Origin of the sequence: Leclercia sp. GLN_9 (genome assembly GCF_043105735.1) — a bacterium.
GTDB classification, from domain to species: Bacteria; Pseudomonadota; Gammaproteobacteria; order Enterobacterales; family Enterobacteriaceae; genus Enterobacter; species Enterobacter adecarboxylatus.
The window spans coordinates 21626-37791 of record NZ_JBICLV010000014.1 but is presented as its reverse complement, the minus strand read 5'-3'; the positions used below and the strand labels follow the sequence as shown (position 1 = coordinate 37791).

Annotated in this window: 11 protein-coding genes; 6 read left to right on the top strand and 5 right to left on the bottom strand. The window is 56.9% G+C overall.

The features are described 5' to 3' along the window. Positions 1–96: 96 nt before the first annotated feature. A complete protein-coding gene (priA, locus tag ACF8PE_RS08485) occupies positions 97–2292 on the bottom strand; it encodes a primosomal protein N' (protein WP_059306959.1) in 2196 nt (731 codons plus the stop codon). Between the two features lie 202 nt (positions 2293–2494). Between priA and rpmE the strand changes: the two genes are divergently transcribed. Together rpmE and ACF8PE_RS08475 are read left to right on the top strand one after the other, a co-directional pair. Further along, positions 2495–2707 carry a 50S ribosomal protein L31 gene (rpmE, locus tag ACF8PE_RS08480; protein ID WP_032615278.1) on the top strand — a complete coding sequence of 71 codons (213 nt, stop codon included), beginning with the start codon at positions 2495–2497 and terminating at the stop codon, positions 2705–2707. 320 nt (positions 2708–3027) lie between these two features. After that, positions 3028–3708, top strand: coding sequence for an oligogalacturonate-specific porin KdgM family protein (locus tag ACF8PE_RS08475; RefSeq protein ID WP_392494772.1), 681 nt, complete (start codon positions 3028–3030; stop codon positions 3706–3708). Positions 3709–3752: 44 nt separating this feature from the next. On the opposite strand, the gene metJ is transcribed toward ACF8PE_RS08475, so the two are convergent. After that, on the bottom strand, positions 3753–4070 hold the full coding sequence (metJ, locus tag ACF8PE_RS08470; protein ID WP_003862042.1) for a met regulon transcriptional regulator MetJ: 318 nt from the start codon (positions 4068–4070) through the stop codon (positions 3753–3755). A gap of 278 nt (positions 4071–4348) precedes the next feature. On the opposite strand from metJ, the gene metB reads away from it, so the two are divergent. The 4 genes from metB (at position 4349) to katG (ending at position 11610) form a co-directional block, all read left to right on the top strand. Further along, positions 4349–5509, top strand: coding sequence for a cystathionine gamma-synthase (gene metB / locus ACF8PE_RS08465; protein WP_032615276.1), 1161 nt, complete (start codon positions 4349–4351; stop codon positions 5507–5509). Between the two features lie 2 nt (positions 5510–5511). Further along, positions 5512–7944: a bifunctional aspartate kinase/homoserine dehydrogenase II gene (locus ACF8PE_RS08460; protein WP_032615275.1), complete on the top strand. Its 2433-nt coding sequence runs from the start codon at positions 5512–5514 to the stop codon at positions 7942–7944. Positions 7945–8404: 460 nt separating this feature from the next. Further along, positions 8405–9295: a methylenetetrahydrofolate reductase gene (gene metF, locus ACF8PE_RS08455; protein ID WP_032615268.1), complete on the top strand. Its 891-nt coding sequence runs from the start codon at positions 8405–8407 to the stop codon at positions 9293–9295. A 143-nt stretch (positions 9296–9438) separates the two neighbouring features. Beyond that, positions 9439–11610, top strand: coding sequence for a catalase/peroxidase HPI (katG, locus tag ACF8PE_RS08450; RefSeq protein ID WP_392494771.1), 2172 nt, complete (start codon positions 9439–9441; stop codon positions 11608–11610). 104 nt (positions 11611–11714) lie between these two features. Here katG and ACF8PE_RS08445 read toward each other — a convergent pair whose 3' ends face one another. From ACF8PE_RS08445 to ptsP, 3 genes are read right to left on the bottom strand one after another with little or no spacing between them, the layout of a single operon-like run. Beyond that, the gene (locus tag ACF8PE_RS08445; RefSeq protein WP_392494770.1) at positions 11715–12818 is read right to left on the bottom strand and encodes a glycerol dehydrogenase; all 1104 of its coding nucleotides are present in this window, start codon (positions 12816–12818) and stop codon (positions 11715–11717) included. A gap of 12 nt (positions 12819–12830) precedes the next feature. Beyond that, a complete protein-coding gene (gene fsa / locus ACF8PE_RS08440) occupies positions 12831–13493 on the bottom strand; it encodes a fructose-6-phosphate aldolase (RefSeq protein ID WP_032615262.1) in 663 nt (220 codons plus the stop codon). A gap of 11 nt (positions 13494–13504) precedes the next feature. After that, the gene (ptsP, locus tag ACF8PE_RS08435; protein ID WP_164541152.1) at positions 13505–16006 is read right to left on the bottom strand and encodes a phosphoenolpyruvate--protein phosphotransferase; all 2502 of its coding nucleotides are present in this window, start codon (positions 16004–16006) and stop codon (positions 13505–13507) included. Positions 16007–16166: the final 160 nt, after the last annotated feature.

Below are 16166 nucleotides of genomic sequence, written 5' to 3'. Positions count from 1 at the left end.
GCGTCAGTTTTATCAGATTGCGAATGGAAGCGGTTACAGAATTTTCATAAAAAGTGTGAGGCGAGTTAAATTTTTCGATCTGCCTCCCACCATTTTTTAGCTTTCGATGGGATCAACGTCCAGCACCCACTTCACTTTGCGCGCTTCCGGCAGGGTGTTAATTAACGCTAAGGTTCCGCTGACGATATGTTGCAGGCGGATCCTGGAAGGATGCTGGAGCAGGATTTGCCAGCGATATCGCCCGCCGCGTTTCGGGGCCAGCGCCGGAACCGGGCCTAAAATCCACAGCTGATTGTCCACCAGCGGGCTGGCTTGCAGGAGATTGCGCAGTTGCTGCAGGAACAGCGGGGCCTGCTGGTTGTTGTGATCCTCGGCGCGGATAATCACATGGCTGGTCCACGGGGGTAACTGCAGGGTCTGGCGCTCGGCCAGCGCCTGCTCCGCAAAGGCGTCATAGCCTTTATGCAGCAGGGTTTGCAGCAGCGGGTGCTCAGGATGGTGCGTTTGCAACACCACTTCGCCCTGCTTGCCGGCACGCCCGGCGCGACCAGCCACCTGGGTATAGAGCTGGGCAAAGCGCTCTGCGGAACGGAAGTCTGCCGAGAACAGCGCGCCGTCAACGTCCAGCAGCGCCACCAGGGTGACGTCCGGGAAGTGGTGCCCTTTTGCCAGCATCTGGGTACCAATCAGAATCCGCGCTCCGCCGCGATGCACCTCCGCCAGCTGCTGCTCAAGTGCGCCCTTGCGGCTGGTGGTGTCGCGATCGATGCGCGAGATCGCCACGCCCGGGAAGAAAGGGGTCAGGGCCTGTTCCAGCTGCTCGGTGCCCAGCCCGACCGGCACCATGTGCGTCGAGCCGCAGGACGGACACTGACGCGGGATCGGACGTTGGCTGTCGCAGTGGTGGCAGCGTAAATGGTGCTGGGCCTGATGCAGGGTGTAATAATGATCGCAGCGCGGGCATTCGGCTATCCAGCCGCAGTCGTGGCACAGCAGCGCCGGGGCGAAGCCGCGACGGTTGAGAAACAGGATCACCTGGTTATTAGCTTGTAAATGCTGACGCATGCGGGTGATTAACGCCGGGGCTAATCCCGCCTGCACCTGCTGGCCTTTCAGATCGAGAACATGCTGCACGGCAGGACGGGCATTTCCCGCCCGGCGCGTCAGGCGCAGCATGTGATATTTACGCTGGCGCACGTTGTGCAGCGTCTCCAGCGCAGGCGTGGCCGAGCCGAGAATAATCGGGATCTGCTCGCTATGCGCGCGGTATACCGCCAGATCGCGGGCGTGATAGCGCCAGCCCTCCTGCTGTTTATAAGAGCTGTCGTGCTCTTCGTCGATCACGATGACGCCCAGATTTTTAAACGGCGTAAACAGCGATGAACGGGTGCCGATCACGATCGCCGCTTCACCATTTCGGGCTTTCAGCCAGGCGCTGAGGCGTTCGCTGTCGTTTAATCCTGAATGCAGCACCTCGACCGGGGCGTTAAAGCGTTCGCGAAAACGGGCGATGGTCTGCGGCGTCAGGCCGATTTCCGGCACCATCACCAGCGCCTGTTTTCCCTGCGCCAGCACGTTTTCCAGCACGCTCAGATAGACTTCGGTCTTACCCGAGCCGGTCACGCCCGCCAGCAGCCAGGCCGAGAAGCGATCGGCGGCACTGTGGATTGCCCCGACGGCAGTGGCCTGTTCGGTATTCAGACGCAGACGGTCGCCCGGCACGCTAAAACCATCGCGCCAGTCGATCAGCGCGGGCGCTTCGCAGGCCAGCTCGCTCAGCCCTTTTTTGCGTAAGCTCTGCAGCGCCGCATCGTTAAAGTCGAGGCTCTCGACCTGATGACGCCAGATCCGGCCCTGGCGTAACGCCGCCAGCGCCTGCTGCTGTTTCGGGGAGCGTTTCAGGCTATTAATATCCACCGCTTGCCCCTGCTCGGTGGCAAACCAGTACCACATTGGCGCGTGGCTGGCGCTTTTCCCCTGACGCAGCAGAATGGGCAAGGCGTGAAACAACACGTCGCCGATGGGATGGTGATAATAGTCGGCGGCCCATAACAGTAGTCGCCAGACGCTGGTGGAGAAGACGGGCTCATCGTCCAGCACCTCAACCACGCTTTTCAGTTCACTGAGGGGCAGCTCGCTTTGCTGGCTCACGGAGACCACAATGCCTACCCGCTGTTGTTTGCCAAACGGCACCGTCACGCGACAGCCCGCTTTGGCCTGCATACTGTCTGGCAGCAGGTAATCAAAGGTACGGGGAAGCGGAACGGGCAGGGCAACGTGAGCTACGGGCATCGAATCTTCCTGACTTGAAAAGTGGCGCGTTAGTATACACATTAGTGAAAGGCGGCGTGCGGATCAGTTTGCATACCCTGGTTAAATTCTGTATGATTCGCCGCCTTTGGTGCACTTTGCATCAAAGAACTTACATTCAACATCGCGTGGTGTCTGGCGTTAGGGCTGGAAGAGCGACGCGGCCTTAACTGAGGTTCTCCCCATGAAAAAAGATATCCATCCTAAATACGAAATGATTACTGCAAACTGCTCTTGCGGTAACTCTATCCAGATCCGCTCTACCGTGGGCCACGATCTGAACCTGGACGTGTGCGGCAAATGCCACCCGTTCTACACTGGTAAGCAGCGTGATGTTGCAACCGGTGGCCGTGTTGACCGCTTCAACAAGCGTTTCAACATCCCGGGCGCAAAATAAGCATCCAGAAGAAACCGCCTCAGGGCGGTTTTTTTTTGCCTGCAATATATCTCCTGAATAAATTTTATATTTATATTCTTCTTTTAAATATATATTTCAAGTTTCCTGAAAATAATTCCCGCCACGTCATATCATCCTATTTATACGGATAGTGAGCTTCATCTTTGCCTTCTTGATATCTTTGCCATTTGGCTATCAGGCATGGCAATAAATAAAAGGTTTATCCCTTTTTGTAAAATTACACTGCGCTCGACATAAATTTTTATTTGCCATTTTAGTTACGATGGCTTTCAGGGTAGATTTACGTTGAGGGAAAAAGGATGAAACTGACGCAACTCTTATTCGCGCTTCCGCTAATATCGTGTGCGGCGCAGGCAGGATATGTTGATTATCGACACGAGTATTACGACGATGGGCGTAACTATGACCGCGTATACATGTCGCACCGCTTTGGGACAGGCTTTGGCGTAGCCGTTGAGGCCGTCTCGCGCTCTGATGAAAAGCAGTCTAACGATGCACTCAATAATATGGAGAGCAACAGCAGCGAATATACTGCCAGCTATCAGTTCACCTGGCAGGGGTTTGTCTGGCAGCCGGGTATTGCCGTTGAAATGGGCGACAATATGTCCATTTATAAACCCTATTTACGCGTGCAGTATAATATTAATGATAACTGGTGGACGGCGTTCCGTTATCGTACCGAATATACCCGGCGTAATGCAGACGGTAAAGATGATCGTATGGTATACCGCCCGGAAATGTGGCTGGGATATAATATCGATAACTGGATGTTTGAACTGAACGGCATTTATAAATTCGCCGACAACGAAGATTTGTATAATAACAAAAAAGAAGATTACGAATATAACTTCCGCGTGGCGTATAAGATTGATTCATGGGTGCCGTTTGTGGAAGTGGGTAACGTCTCTTCCGGCTATAACACCGCCACCAGCGACGACCGCCAGACGCGTCTGCGCGTAGGCTTAGGCTGCAACTTCTGAGAAACCATCCCGCTGAGCACCCTCAGCGGGATCATACCGCAGCGTTAGTATTCCCACGTTTCCGGGTCGATACCCAGTTCACGCATGATCACCTTCGCCTCTTCCGGGATTTCGTCACTGCGCTCTTTGCGCAGATCGTCATCGTTCGGTAACGGTTGGCCGGTAAACGCATGCAGGAACGCCTCGCAAAGCAGTTCGCTGTTGGTTGCGTGACGCAGGTTGTTCACCTGACGACGCGTACGTTCATCGGTGAGGATCTTCAACACCTTCAGAGGAATGGAAACCGTAATTTTTTTTACTTGTTCACTCTTCTTACCGTGCTCAGCGTATGGGCTGATATATTCGCCGCTCCATTCAGCCATGAGATACCTTTAATCCTCTTTGTCATTAATATGAGGCCGACACCGCAGCGGTTCGCAGGGTTTCGCGCCATAATCTTGCGTAGTTTACCGTAGAGACGCCACCGTGACACGGATATTGCCTCTGCGTTATGCGCTAAAGCATGTAATTTTAACGGCTATTTGCGTATTGCTCAATCTATACGCAAAGAAGTTTAGATGTCCAGATGTATTGACGTCCATATAATCAATGTTTACTCTGGTGCCTGACTTTTCATCCATTAAGCCAGGAAGCCTTCACCATGACGCGTAAACAGGCCACCATCGCAGTGCGTAGCGGATTGAATGATGACGAACAGTACGGCTGCGTTGTCCCGCCGATTCATCTCTCCAGTACCTATAACTTCACCGGATTTAATGAACCACGCGCCCATGACTACTCGCGCCGTGGTAACCCGACGCGTGATGTGACCCAGCGTGCGCTGGCGGAACTGGAAGGTGGCGCAGGCGCGGTGATGACCAATACCGGCATGTCGGCTATCCACCTGGTGACCACCGTGTTCCTGAAGCCTGGCGATCTGCTGGTGGCTCCGCACGACTGTTATGGCGGCAGCTACCGACTGTTCGACAGCCTGGCGAAGCGCGGTTGCTATCGCGTGCTGTTTGTCGACCAGGGTGATGAGCAGGCGCTGAAACAGGCGCTGGCAGAAAAGCCGAAGCTGGTTTTAGTCGAAAGTCCAAGCAACCCACTGCTGCGCGTCGTGGACATTGCAAAAATTTGTCAGCTTTCAAGGGATGCGGGAGCGATAAGTGTAGTGGATAATACGTTCCTCAGTCCGGCCTTGCAGAACCCGCTGGCACTGGGAGCGGATCTGGTATTGCATTCATGCACCAAATACCTGAACGGCCACTCCGACGTTGTCGCCGGGGTCGTTATTGCCAAAGATCCAGAGCTTGTCACCGAACTGGCATGGTGGGCGAATAACATCGGCGTTACCGGCAGTGCGTTTGACAGCTACCTGTTGCTGCGTGGGCTACGTACCCTGTCGCCGCGTATGGACGTGGCGCAGCGTAATGCCCAGGCGATTGTCGATTTCCTGAAGACCCAGCCGCTGGTGAAAAAGCTTTATCACCCGTCGCTGCCGGAGAACCAGGGACACGAGATTGCGGCGCGTCAACAAAAGGGGTTTGGCGCGATGTTAAGTTTTGAACTGGATGGCGATGAGCAGACGCTGCGTCGCTTCCTGAGCGGGTTGTCACTGTTTACGCTGGCGGAATCTTTAGGGGGAGTCGAAAGCTTAATCTCCCACGCCGCAACAATGACGCACGCAGGCATGGCGCCAGAAGCGCGTGCCGCCGCCGGAATTTCTGAGACGCTGCTGCGAATCTCAACCGGTATTGAAGATTGTGAAGATTTAATTGCCGATCTGGAAAATGGCTTCCGGGTCGCAGCCAAGGGGTAATCATGAGTGTGATAGCGCAGGCAGGGGCGAAGGGTCGCCAGCTGCACAAGTTTGGTGGTAGTAGTCTTGCTGATGTGAAATGTTACCTGCGGGTCGCGGGGATCATGGCAGAGTATTCGATGCCGGGGGACATGATGGTTGTCTCCGCGGCGGGCAGCACCACCAACCAGTTGATTAGCTGGCTGAAGTTAAGCCAGACCGATCGTCTCTCTGCGCATCAGGTTCAACAAGCGTTACGCCGTTACCAGAGTGAGCTGATCGCCGGTTTATTGCCAGCCGACGTGGCAGATGGCCTGATTAGCACCTTTATTCAGGATCTGGAGCGACTGGCCGGTTTACTCGATAGTGGCGTTACTGACGCCGTTTATGCTGAAGTCGTGGGCCACGGCGAAGTCTGGTCTGCCCGCCTGATGGCGGCCGTCCTGCAACAGCAGGGTCTGGAAGCGGCATGGCTGGACGCGCGTGATTTCCTGCGTGCCGAGCGTGGCGCTCAACCGCAGGTTGATGAAGGCCTCTCTTATCCTCTGCTCCAGCAGTTGCTGGTGCAGCATCCGAACAAACGTATCGTCGTAACCGGCTTTATCAGCCGCAGCAACGCGGGTGAAACCGTGCTGCTGGGACGTAACGGCTCTGACTACTCCGCAACACAGATCGGTGCCCTGGCGGGGGTGTCTCGCGTCACCATCTGGAGCGACGTAGCCGGTGTTTACAGCGCTGACCCGCGTAAGGTTAAAGATGCGTGCCTGCTGCCGCTGCTGCGTCTCGACGAAGCCAGCGAGCTGGCCCGTCTGGCGGCCCCGGTACTGCACGCCCGTACTCTGCAGCCGGTGTCTGGCAGCGATATCGACCTGCAACTGCGCTGCAGCTATACGCCGGATCAAGGCTCAACCCGTATCGAGCGCGTCCTGGCCTCCGGCACAGGGGCGCGTATCGTTACCAGCCATGACGACATCTGCCTGATCGAATTCCTCGTTCCTGCCGGACATGATTTCAAACAGACGCATAAAGAGATCGACCTGATCCTGAAGCGCGCCCAGGTGCGCCCGCTCGCCGTGGGTGTGCACACTGACCGGCACCTGCTGCAGTTCTGCTATACCGCAGAAGTGGCCGACAGCGCGCTGAAAATTCTTGATGAAGCGGGCCTGCCGGGCGAGCTTCGTCTGCGTCAGGGTCTGGCGCTGATTGCGATGGTAGGGGCGGGCGTCACCCGTAACCCGCTGCACTGCCACCGCTTCTGGCAGCAGTTGAAGGGCCAGCCGGTGGAGTTTACCTGGCAGTCGGAAGAGGGGATCAGCCTGGTGGCGGTCATGCGTACCGGGCCAACCGAAAGCCTGATCCAGGGGCTGCACCAGTCGCTGTTCCGTGCTGAAAAACGTATCGGTCTGATGCTGTTTGGGAAAGGCAACATTGGTTCCCGCTGGCTGGAGCTGTTCGCCCGCGAACAGACCACACTTTCGGCGCGTACCGGATTCGAATTTGTGCTGGCGGGCGTGGTGGATAGCCGCCGCAGCCTGCTCAACTATGAAGGGCTGGATGCGAGTCGCGCGCTGGCCTTCTTTAACGACGAAGCCATCGAGCAGGATGAAGAGTCGCTGTTCCTGTGGATGCGCGCCCACCCGTACGACGACCTGGTGGTGCTGGATGTGACCGCCAGCGAGCAACTGGCCGATCAGTATCTTGATTTCGCCAGCCATGGTTTCCACGTCATCAGCGCCAACAAACTGGCGGGAGCCAGCAACACCCGTAACTATCGCCAGATCCACGACGCCTTTGAAAAAACAGGTCGTCACTGGCTGTATAACGCCACCGTCGGGGCGGGTCTGCCGGTAAACCATACCGTGCGCGATCTGATCGAAAGCGGCGACAGCATTCTGGCGATTAGCGGTATCTTCTCCGGTACCCTGTCGTGGCTGTTCCTGCAGTTTGATGGCACCGTACCTTTTACCGACCTGGTGGATCAGGCGTGGCAGCAGGGGCTGACCGAGCCCGATCCGCGTGTGGACCTCTCCGGTAAAGACGTGATGCGTAAGCTGGTGATCGTGGCCCGTGAAGCGGGTTACGACATTGAGCCGGGTCAGGTCCGCGTGGAGTCGCTGGTGCCGGCAGACTGTGAAGAGGGTTCTGTCGATCACTTCTTCGAGAATGGCGATGCGCTGAACGAGCAGATGTTACAGCGCCTGGAGGCGGCCCGCGAAATGGGTCTGGTCCTGCGCTACGTGGCGCGTTTTGATGCCAATGGCAAAGCACGCGTTGGCGTGGAAGCCGTTCGCCCGGAACATCCGCTGGCGGCGCTGTTGCCGTGCGATAACGTCTTCGCCATTGAAAGCCGCTGGTATCGCGATAACCCGCTGGTGATCCGTGGGCCGGGTGCAGGCCGCGACGTGACCGCCGGGGCGATCCAGTCGGATATCAACCGTCTGGCGCAGCTGCTGTAGTTTCAAAGATTACCCCTCACCCTAACCCTCTCCCCACAGGGGAGAGGGGACAGTCCGGCGCTGTTTTTTCTTCCTCGCTCCTCTGGGGAGAGGGGATGGTCCGGTGCTGTTTTTCCTGCCTCGCCTTTCCTGGCAGAGGTTACGGCCCGGCGCTGTTTTCCTTCCTCGCTTCTCTGGGAAGAGTGTGCGGCCCGGTGTTATTTTTCCTCCCTCGCTCCTCTGGAGAGAGAAGACGGCACGGTGCTGTTTTTCTCCCTCGCCCCTTTGGGGAGAGGGCCGGGGTGAGGGGACTTCTCACCCCATCATGAACTCCCCTCAACTCCCCTGAGCATTCCTCACCGTTATTGTTGATTATTTCTGTTGACGGCAGTCGGCTTTTCCGTCATTTTTACATCTGGACGTCTAAACGTATAGAAGTTCGAGCACAACAAACAACGACACGCGATTGATGAGGTAAGGTATGAGCTTTTTTCACGCCAACCAGCGGGAAGCCCTGAATCAGAGCCTGGCTGAAGTAAACGGCCAGATTAACGTCTCATTTGAATTTTTCCCGCCGCGCACCAGTGAAATGGAGCAGACCCTGTGGGCCTCTATCGATCGCCTGAGCAGTCTGAAGCCGAAATTTGTCTCGGTGACCTACGGCGCCAACTCTGGCGAGCGTGACCGTACGCACAGCATTATTAAAGGTATTAAGGATCGTACCGGTCTGGAAGCCGCGCCGCATCTGACCTGTATCGATGCCACCCGCGACGAACTGCGTACCATCGCCCAGGATTACTGGAATAACGGTATCCGCCACATCGTGGCTCTGCGTGGCGACCTGCCGCCGGGCAGCGGTAAGCCGGATATGTACGCGACCGATCTGGTGGCGCTGCTGAAAGAGGTGGGCGATTTCGACATCTCCGTGGCGGCGTACCCGGAAGTACACCCGGAGGCGAAAAGCGCTCAGGCGGATCTGCTCAACCTGAAACGTAAGGTGGATGCCGGGGCCAACCGCGCTATCACCCAGTTTTTCTTTGACGTGGAAAGCTATCTGCGCTTCCGTGACCGCTGCGTCTCCGCCGGTATCGACGTCGAAATTATTCCGGGGATCCTGCCGGTTTCGAACTTCAAACAGGCCAAGAAATTTGCCGACATGACCAACGTTCGCATCCCGCACTGGATGGCGAAAATGTATGAAGGCCTGGACGATGACGCTGAAACCCGCAAGCTGGTGGGTGCCAGTATCGCCATGGACATGGTGAAGATTTTAAGCCGCGAAGGGGTGAAAGATTTCCATTTTTATACCCTCAACCGCGCCGAAATGAGTTACGCGATCTGCCATACCCTGGGGGTTCGCCCGGGTCTGTAAAGGCAAGTCCCTCACGGTTGTGGGGGATTTTTATTTCGGGCTGATATTCACGGTATTAACTATCAAATCTGTGGATGGTTTCAATTATCTCTTGTTGCCAGTGGTGTATATCCTAACGGTAAAACCATAGAGGGAGCAGAGCGATGAGTACGTCCGACGATAACCAGAATTCAGGCAAGTGTCCTTTCCATCAGGGCGGTTATGACAAGAGCGCAGGTGCCGGTACCAACAGCCGCGACTGGTGGCCTAAACAGCTTCGTGTCGATCTTCTCAATCAACACTCCGAACGTTCCAACCCGCTAGGCAAAGACTTCAACTACCGCAAAGAATTCAGCAAACTTGATTACTCTGCTCTGAAAGGCGATCTGAAAGCCCTGCTGACGGACTCCCAGCCGTGGTGGCCTGCAGACTGGGGCAGCTACGCCGGTCTGTTCATCCGTATGGCGTGGCACGGCGCCGGTACCTATCGCTCCGTAGACGGGCGTGGCGGTGCGGGTCGTGGTCAACAGCGTTTCTCTCCGCTCAACTCCTGGCCGGATAACGTTAGCCTCGATAAGGCGCGTCGTCTGCTGTGGCCCATCAAGCAAAAATATGGGCAGAAAATCTCCTGGGCCGACCTGTTTATTCTTGCCGGTAACGTCGCGCTGGAAAATTCCGGCTTCAGAACCTTTGGCTTTGGTGCGGGACGTGAAGACGTGTGGGAACCGGATCTGGACGTTAACTGGGGTGATGAAAAAGCCTGGCTTGAGCATCGCCATCCAGAAAGCCTGGCGAAAAGCGCCGTTGGCGCCACCGAGATGGGGCTGATCTACGTGAACCCGGAAGGGCCAAACGCCAGCGGTGAACCACTGTCTGCGGCGGCGGCGATCCGCGCCACCTTCGGCAACATGGGGATGAACGATGAAGAGACCGTCGCGCTGATCGCCGGGGGGCATACGCTGGGGAAAACCCATGGGGCAGGGGAAACGACCCATGTGGGGGTTGATCCAGAAGGTGGCCTGCTTGAAGCGCAGGGCCTGGGCTGGGCCAGCACGCACGGCAGCGGTTTTGGTGCTGACGCCATTACCTCCGGTCTGGAAGTGATCTGGTCTCAGACGCCGACCCAGTGGAGCAACTACTTCTTTGAGAACCTGTACAAATACGACTGGGTACAAACCCGCAGTCCGGCAGGTGCGATCCAGTTCGAAGCGTCGAATGCGCCGGAGATCATGCCCGATCCCTTCGACCCGTCGAAAAAACGTAAACCGACCATGCTGGTTACTGACCTGACGCTGCGTTTCGATCCTGAGTTCGACAAGATTTCCCGTCGTTTCCTCAACGATCCGCAAGCCTTTAACGAAGCTTTTGCCCGCGCGTGGTTCAAGCTGACCCACCGTGATATGGGGCCAATTTCACGTTATATCGGCCCGGAAGTGCCGAAAGAAGAGCTGATTTGGCAGGACCCACTGCCGCAGCCATTCTTCCACCCGACCGCGGAGGATATTCAGAGCCTGAAAGAGGCTATTGCCAACTCTGGGTTGTCGGTGAGCGAGCTGGTGTCGGTGGCATGGGCTTCGGCGTCCACCTTCCGCGGTGGCGATAAGCGTGGCGGCGCCAACGGCGCACGTCTGGCGCTGGCACCGCAGCGCAGCTGGGATGTTAACGCCGTGGCCGCGCGTGTTCTGCCGGTGCTGGAAGGCATCTATAAATCGGCGCATAAAGCGTCACTGGCAGACATCATCGTGCTGGCCGGTGTCGTGGGCGTTGAGCAGGCGGCTAAAGCCGCTGGCGTGAATATCACCGTACCCTTTACGCCGGGTCGTGTTGACGCGCGCCAGGATCAGACCGATATCGGCATGTTTACCCTGCTGCAGCCGGTTGCCGATGGTTTCCGTAACTACCGGGCGGCGATTGACGTTTCGACCACAGAGTCGCTGCTGATTGATAAAGCACAGCAACTAACGCTGACCGCGCCAGAGATGACGGTGCTGCTGGGCGGGCTGCGCGTGTTGGGGGCTAACTTTGATGGCGGTAAGAGCGGCGTCTTTACCGATTGCGTGGGCGTACTCAGCACGGACTTCTTCGTCAATCTGCTGGATATGGGCACGCAGTGGAAAGCCACTGACGAGTCCAGCGAGCTGTTTGAAGGCCGCGACCGCGTGAGCGGGGAAGTGAAATATCTGGCGAGCCGTGCAGACCTGGTATTTGGTTCTAACTCCGTGCTGCGCGCGCTGGCTGAGGTTTATGCCAGCAGCGATGCCCACGAGAAGTTCGTGAAGGATTTCGTCGCGGCATGGGTAAAAGTGATGAACCTCGACCGGTTTGATCTGCTGTAAACAGAAAAATCCCCGCTCCGGCGGGGATTTTTTTATCGGTTAACGGCTTCGGCTTATCCGACCTACGGAGTGTAGGCCCTTACAAGCGCCGCCGGGCAGGAAGGTTATTCCCACTCCTGCAGGAAGCGCTGACCGTACTGGTCGGCAACCAACAACGCCGCATACACCTGGTCCGGCGTTGCACCACCCGGCATGTTATGGATAGTTTCCCCTTCTGCACATGACGCCTCGGCCACTAAACGCATTTTGGCCGGAATATCCACTTTGATATCCAGCTGCGCCAGGGTGATAGGTAGCCCTACGCTGTGACATAACGCCGCCACGGTTTCGATCTCTTCCACCGGGGCGTTCTCCAGCACTAACTGGGTTAATGTGCCAAAGGCTACTTTCTCGCCGTGATAGTAATGATGGGCGTCCGGGATGGCAGTCAAACCGTTGTGAATAGCATGCGCCGCCGCCAGGCCGCCGCTTTCAAAACCGACGCCGCTCAGATAGGTGTTGGCTTCAATGACTCGCTCAAGCGCGGGCGTTACCACATGTTGTTCTGCCGCCAGCATCGCTTTTTCACCCTCTTCAACCAGGGTGTTGTAGCACAACTCGGCCAACGCCAGAGCGGCCTGGGTGCATTTGCCCCCCGCCATCGTCGTGGCGCCGCTGCGCGAGCAGGCACGGGCTTCAAACCAGGTTGCCAGCGCATCGCCAATCCCGGCGGCCAGCAGGCGTGCGGGCGCACCCGCTACCACTTTGGTATCCACAATCACGATATTCGGATTGTGCGGCAGCATCAGATAGCGATCAAACTCGCCGCTGTCGGTGTAGATGACGGACAGCGCGCTGCAGGGCGCATCGGTAGAGGCAATGGTAGGGGCGATGGCGACCGGGACATCCATAAAATGCGCCAGCGCTTTTGCAGTATCCAGCGTTTTACCGCCACCGATGCCCAGCACGGCCTGGCAGTTGGCTTCTTTCGCCAGCTGACGCAGCCGGTCAATCTCGTTCTGCGAACATTCGCCGCCAAACGGTACAATTTCGACGTACAGCTCTGCCTGTTCAAAACTCTGGTGCAGGGTCTCTTCGGCAAAGCCCAGTACAAATTTATCGCCTACCACCAGCCAGCGTGCCGCCAGTGGCTTGAGATAATCACCGAGGCGGGTGAGCACATCGGCCCCCTGAATGTATTTGCCGGGTGATTGAATAATACGGTCCATAACATGTCTCCCTTAGAGGTTGAGGTTACCAAACGCGTTTTTCCAGTCCTGCTCGAACTTCTCTATAGCTGACTCTACTGCCGGGGTGCCGAGCATTTGTTGCGCTACATCTAAAGGAAGTGTTATCGCTTCACATCCAGCCAGCAGACAATCAAGCGCCTGACGCGGCGTTTTAAAGCTTGCGGCCAGCACCATGCTGTCCGGGGCGTGGAGTTCCAGCAGGGATTGCAGCTCCTGCACCGTGCGAATGCCATCACCGCCCTGAGCATCGACGCGATTGACGTATGGCGCGATATACTTCGCCCCTGCCAGCGCCGCCAGCAAACCCTGTGAGGCGCTGTAAACGGCGGTGCCAAGAGTGGTGATTTTCTCTTTTTTCAATTGCTTGATTGCCACCAGACCTTCAGCCGTCACCGGGATCTTTACCACGATCCCCGGCAGGGCGTTGCTCAGGCGTTTTGCTTCAGCCACCATACCTTCAGCATCGCGGCTCATGGTTTGGGCAAATAAAATGCCCTCTTCACCAATGGCTTTCTGCAGGCGAGGCAGCACATCCCAGATGGATTCTTTGCTGGCCGCCACAATGCTCGGGTTGGTGGTAACGCCGGCGATAGGGAAGATGCGGGCCAGGCGTTCGACTTCCGCCACGTTGGCGGTATCCAGATACAGTTCCATTTTGCGTCCTCTTAAAGTTCAAGCTCGTGTTGCAGCAGGCTGGCGATTGCGTCCGCGGATGCGGCATTGACCAGCGCGTTGCGGAAGGCTTCGTGCATAATGCGGCGCGCCAGGCGCGAGAAGATGCGCATATGCTGGTCGCCTGCGGCGTGTTTGTTCAGGGTGAGCATGATGATGAACTGCGCATCTTCGTCACCCCAGCGGACCGGCGCCTTCAGGCGCGCCACGCTAATGGTGGACTGCTCAATATGCTCTGATTTGCTGTGCGGAATGGCGAAACTAAAGCCCAGTCCCGTCGAGAAAACTGCTTCACGCGCCCAGAGATCGGCCTCCAGTTTACGTGGATAGCGACAACGGCTTGCCAGCAACAGGTTGTCAGTCATCCCTTTGAGCACCTCTTCTTTGCTGCGCCAGTCGCTGTCCAGGGTGATGCACTGCGTGGTGATGAGTGGTGCGTCCTGCTGGGTCATGCGGAACTGCGCCAGCAGGTGCTCGACTTCCAGCGAGGTGCGGCAGGCCATCGCCTGGTTGAGGAGCTGGCGACAGGCGCGGCTGTCGAGCTGCGCCATCCGGGCCTTGGCGGCCGGTATCGACGGGGCGCTCATGCTGATCTCATCCAGTCCCAGACCCACCAACAGCGGCAGTACAGAACCTTTTGCCCCCAGCTCGCCACACAGGCCAATCCATTTACCCTGACGATGCACCGCCTGTACCGCGTAATCCAGTGCGCGGAGAAATGCCGGATTGAGGCTGTTGTAATGGCGAGTAACTTTGGCGTTATCCCGGTCGACCGCCAGCAGGTACTGCGTCAGGTCATTACTCCCAATACTAAAGAAATCAATCTCTTCACAGCACTGATCGATGATGAACATCACCGATGGCACCTCCAGCATGATGCCAAGAGGGATCTTCTCGTCGAAGGGGATCTGTTCGCTGCGCAGCTGCTGTTTTGCTTCCGCAAGTTTCTCTTTCACCCATAAGATCTCCTCCATGGAGGAGATCATCGGAATCATAATCTTGAGATGACCGTGCGCCGACGCGCGCAGAATTGCCCGCAGTTGCGTGGTGAACAGCGCGGCGTACTCCTCATAGATACGCACCGCGCGATAACCCAGGAACGGGTTGGCTTCGGCGGGGATCTTCAGGTAATCCACGGGCTTATCGCCACCGATATCCATGGTACGTACAATAATGCTGCGCCCCTGCGCGGACTCCAGCGCCTGACAAAAGATGTTGTACAGCTCGTTTTCACAAGGGGCGCTGGTGCGGTCCATATAGAGCATTTCAGTACGGAACAGTCCAACGGCCTCGGCACCGTTACCAAATGCAGCCTGTGCTTCTACGGAGTGAGCAATATTGGCGGCGACCTCCATACGGATGCCATCGGCGGTGCGCGCTTCCTGCGTCAACCAGATGCGCTGTTGCTCGCGCAGGGCGTCATGCACCCGGGCTTCCTGTTGGTAGTAGCGCGCCACCGCCTCGTTCGGACTGACAACAACAGCGCCCGCGTTGCCGTCGATAAAGACAGTCTGCTTGAGCCAGGGATTTAGCGCTTCGATCTCCACGCCAACCAGCGTCGGGATATTAAACGAGCGGGCAAGGATCACCGTATGCGACGTGGTGCCGCCGCTTTTCAACAGCAGGCCTTTCAGCAGGGTTTTATCCAGTTCAAGGAACTGGCTTGGCGTGAGTTCGTCGGCCATGCACACCGTGGGCTGAGTGAGCTTGCCCGGAACCGGGAAGCGCTGCTCGCCATAGATATGCTGCAGTAGCTGGAAACAGACGTCGCGTACATCCAGCGCGCGTTCCTGTAAGTAGCTGCTGCTGGAGCGGCCAAACTCTTCGCAGAAATGGCTGGCGCTGTCGACGATCGCCTGAGCGCAGCTTAATCCCCGCAAGACGCCATCAAGCAGATGTTGACGCAGCGAGGTATCCCCCGCCAGCGAACGGTGTGCTTCCAGAATGGCGCGGGTGGCACCGTCGCTGTCGAGCAGGCGAAACTCAATGTTCTTTATCAGTAACGTTAAGCCTTTATCCAGCGCGGACTGTTCACTCTCTGCATCTTTTGCAGCAGGAAGCGCACCCAGAGCATTCAGATCCAGCGAAGAGAGGCGCATCAGTATGCCGCCCGCGCTACCTGCACATACGCTGCGGGCGCGGAAAAGGCGCGGATTCAGGTTAGTGAGCGAAGCCGGAAGCGGCTCCAGCTCGCTGTTTTCGGCCACCGCCAGCGGCGCGTCGCAGTGGGGAAATTCTTCACGCAACCACTTGCTCAGCTGTTGATGTGCCGCCTGTTCGTCCGCTCCAGAAATGATTAACCGGCAGCTATCGCCCGCCAGGGTATCGGTGCCGATCAATGCCAGGGCGCTTTTGGCGTTGCCTTTACGATCGGTACGCAAGTTATGCCACTCGATATCGGCATTGAAGGTGTTGCACAGTGTCTCAACGTGGCTTGCCGGGCGCGCATGGACGCCATTGGGTAGCTCACAGGTAAATTCCACAATCAGGGCCATCGCCTCTCTCCCATAATGGTTTTCTCCGTACAGAATAAAAGTACGACGTCGCCCGATACCATGTGACAAAAATGCCAAAAGCTGGACAAATGTAATGTCTGTTCCAAAGTGAGAGTCGTTTCACAAGTTAGCACTTACTGTAAGAATTGGTGGGCTGCTT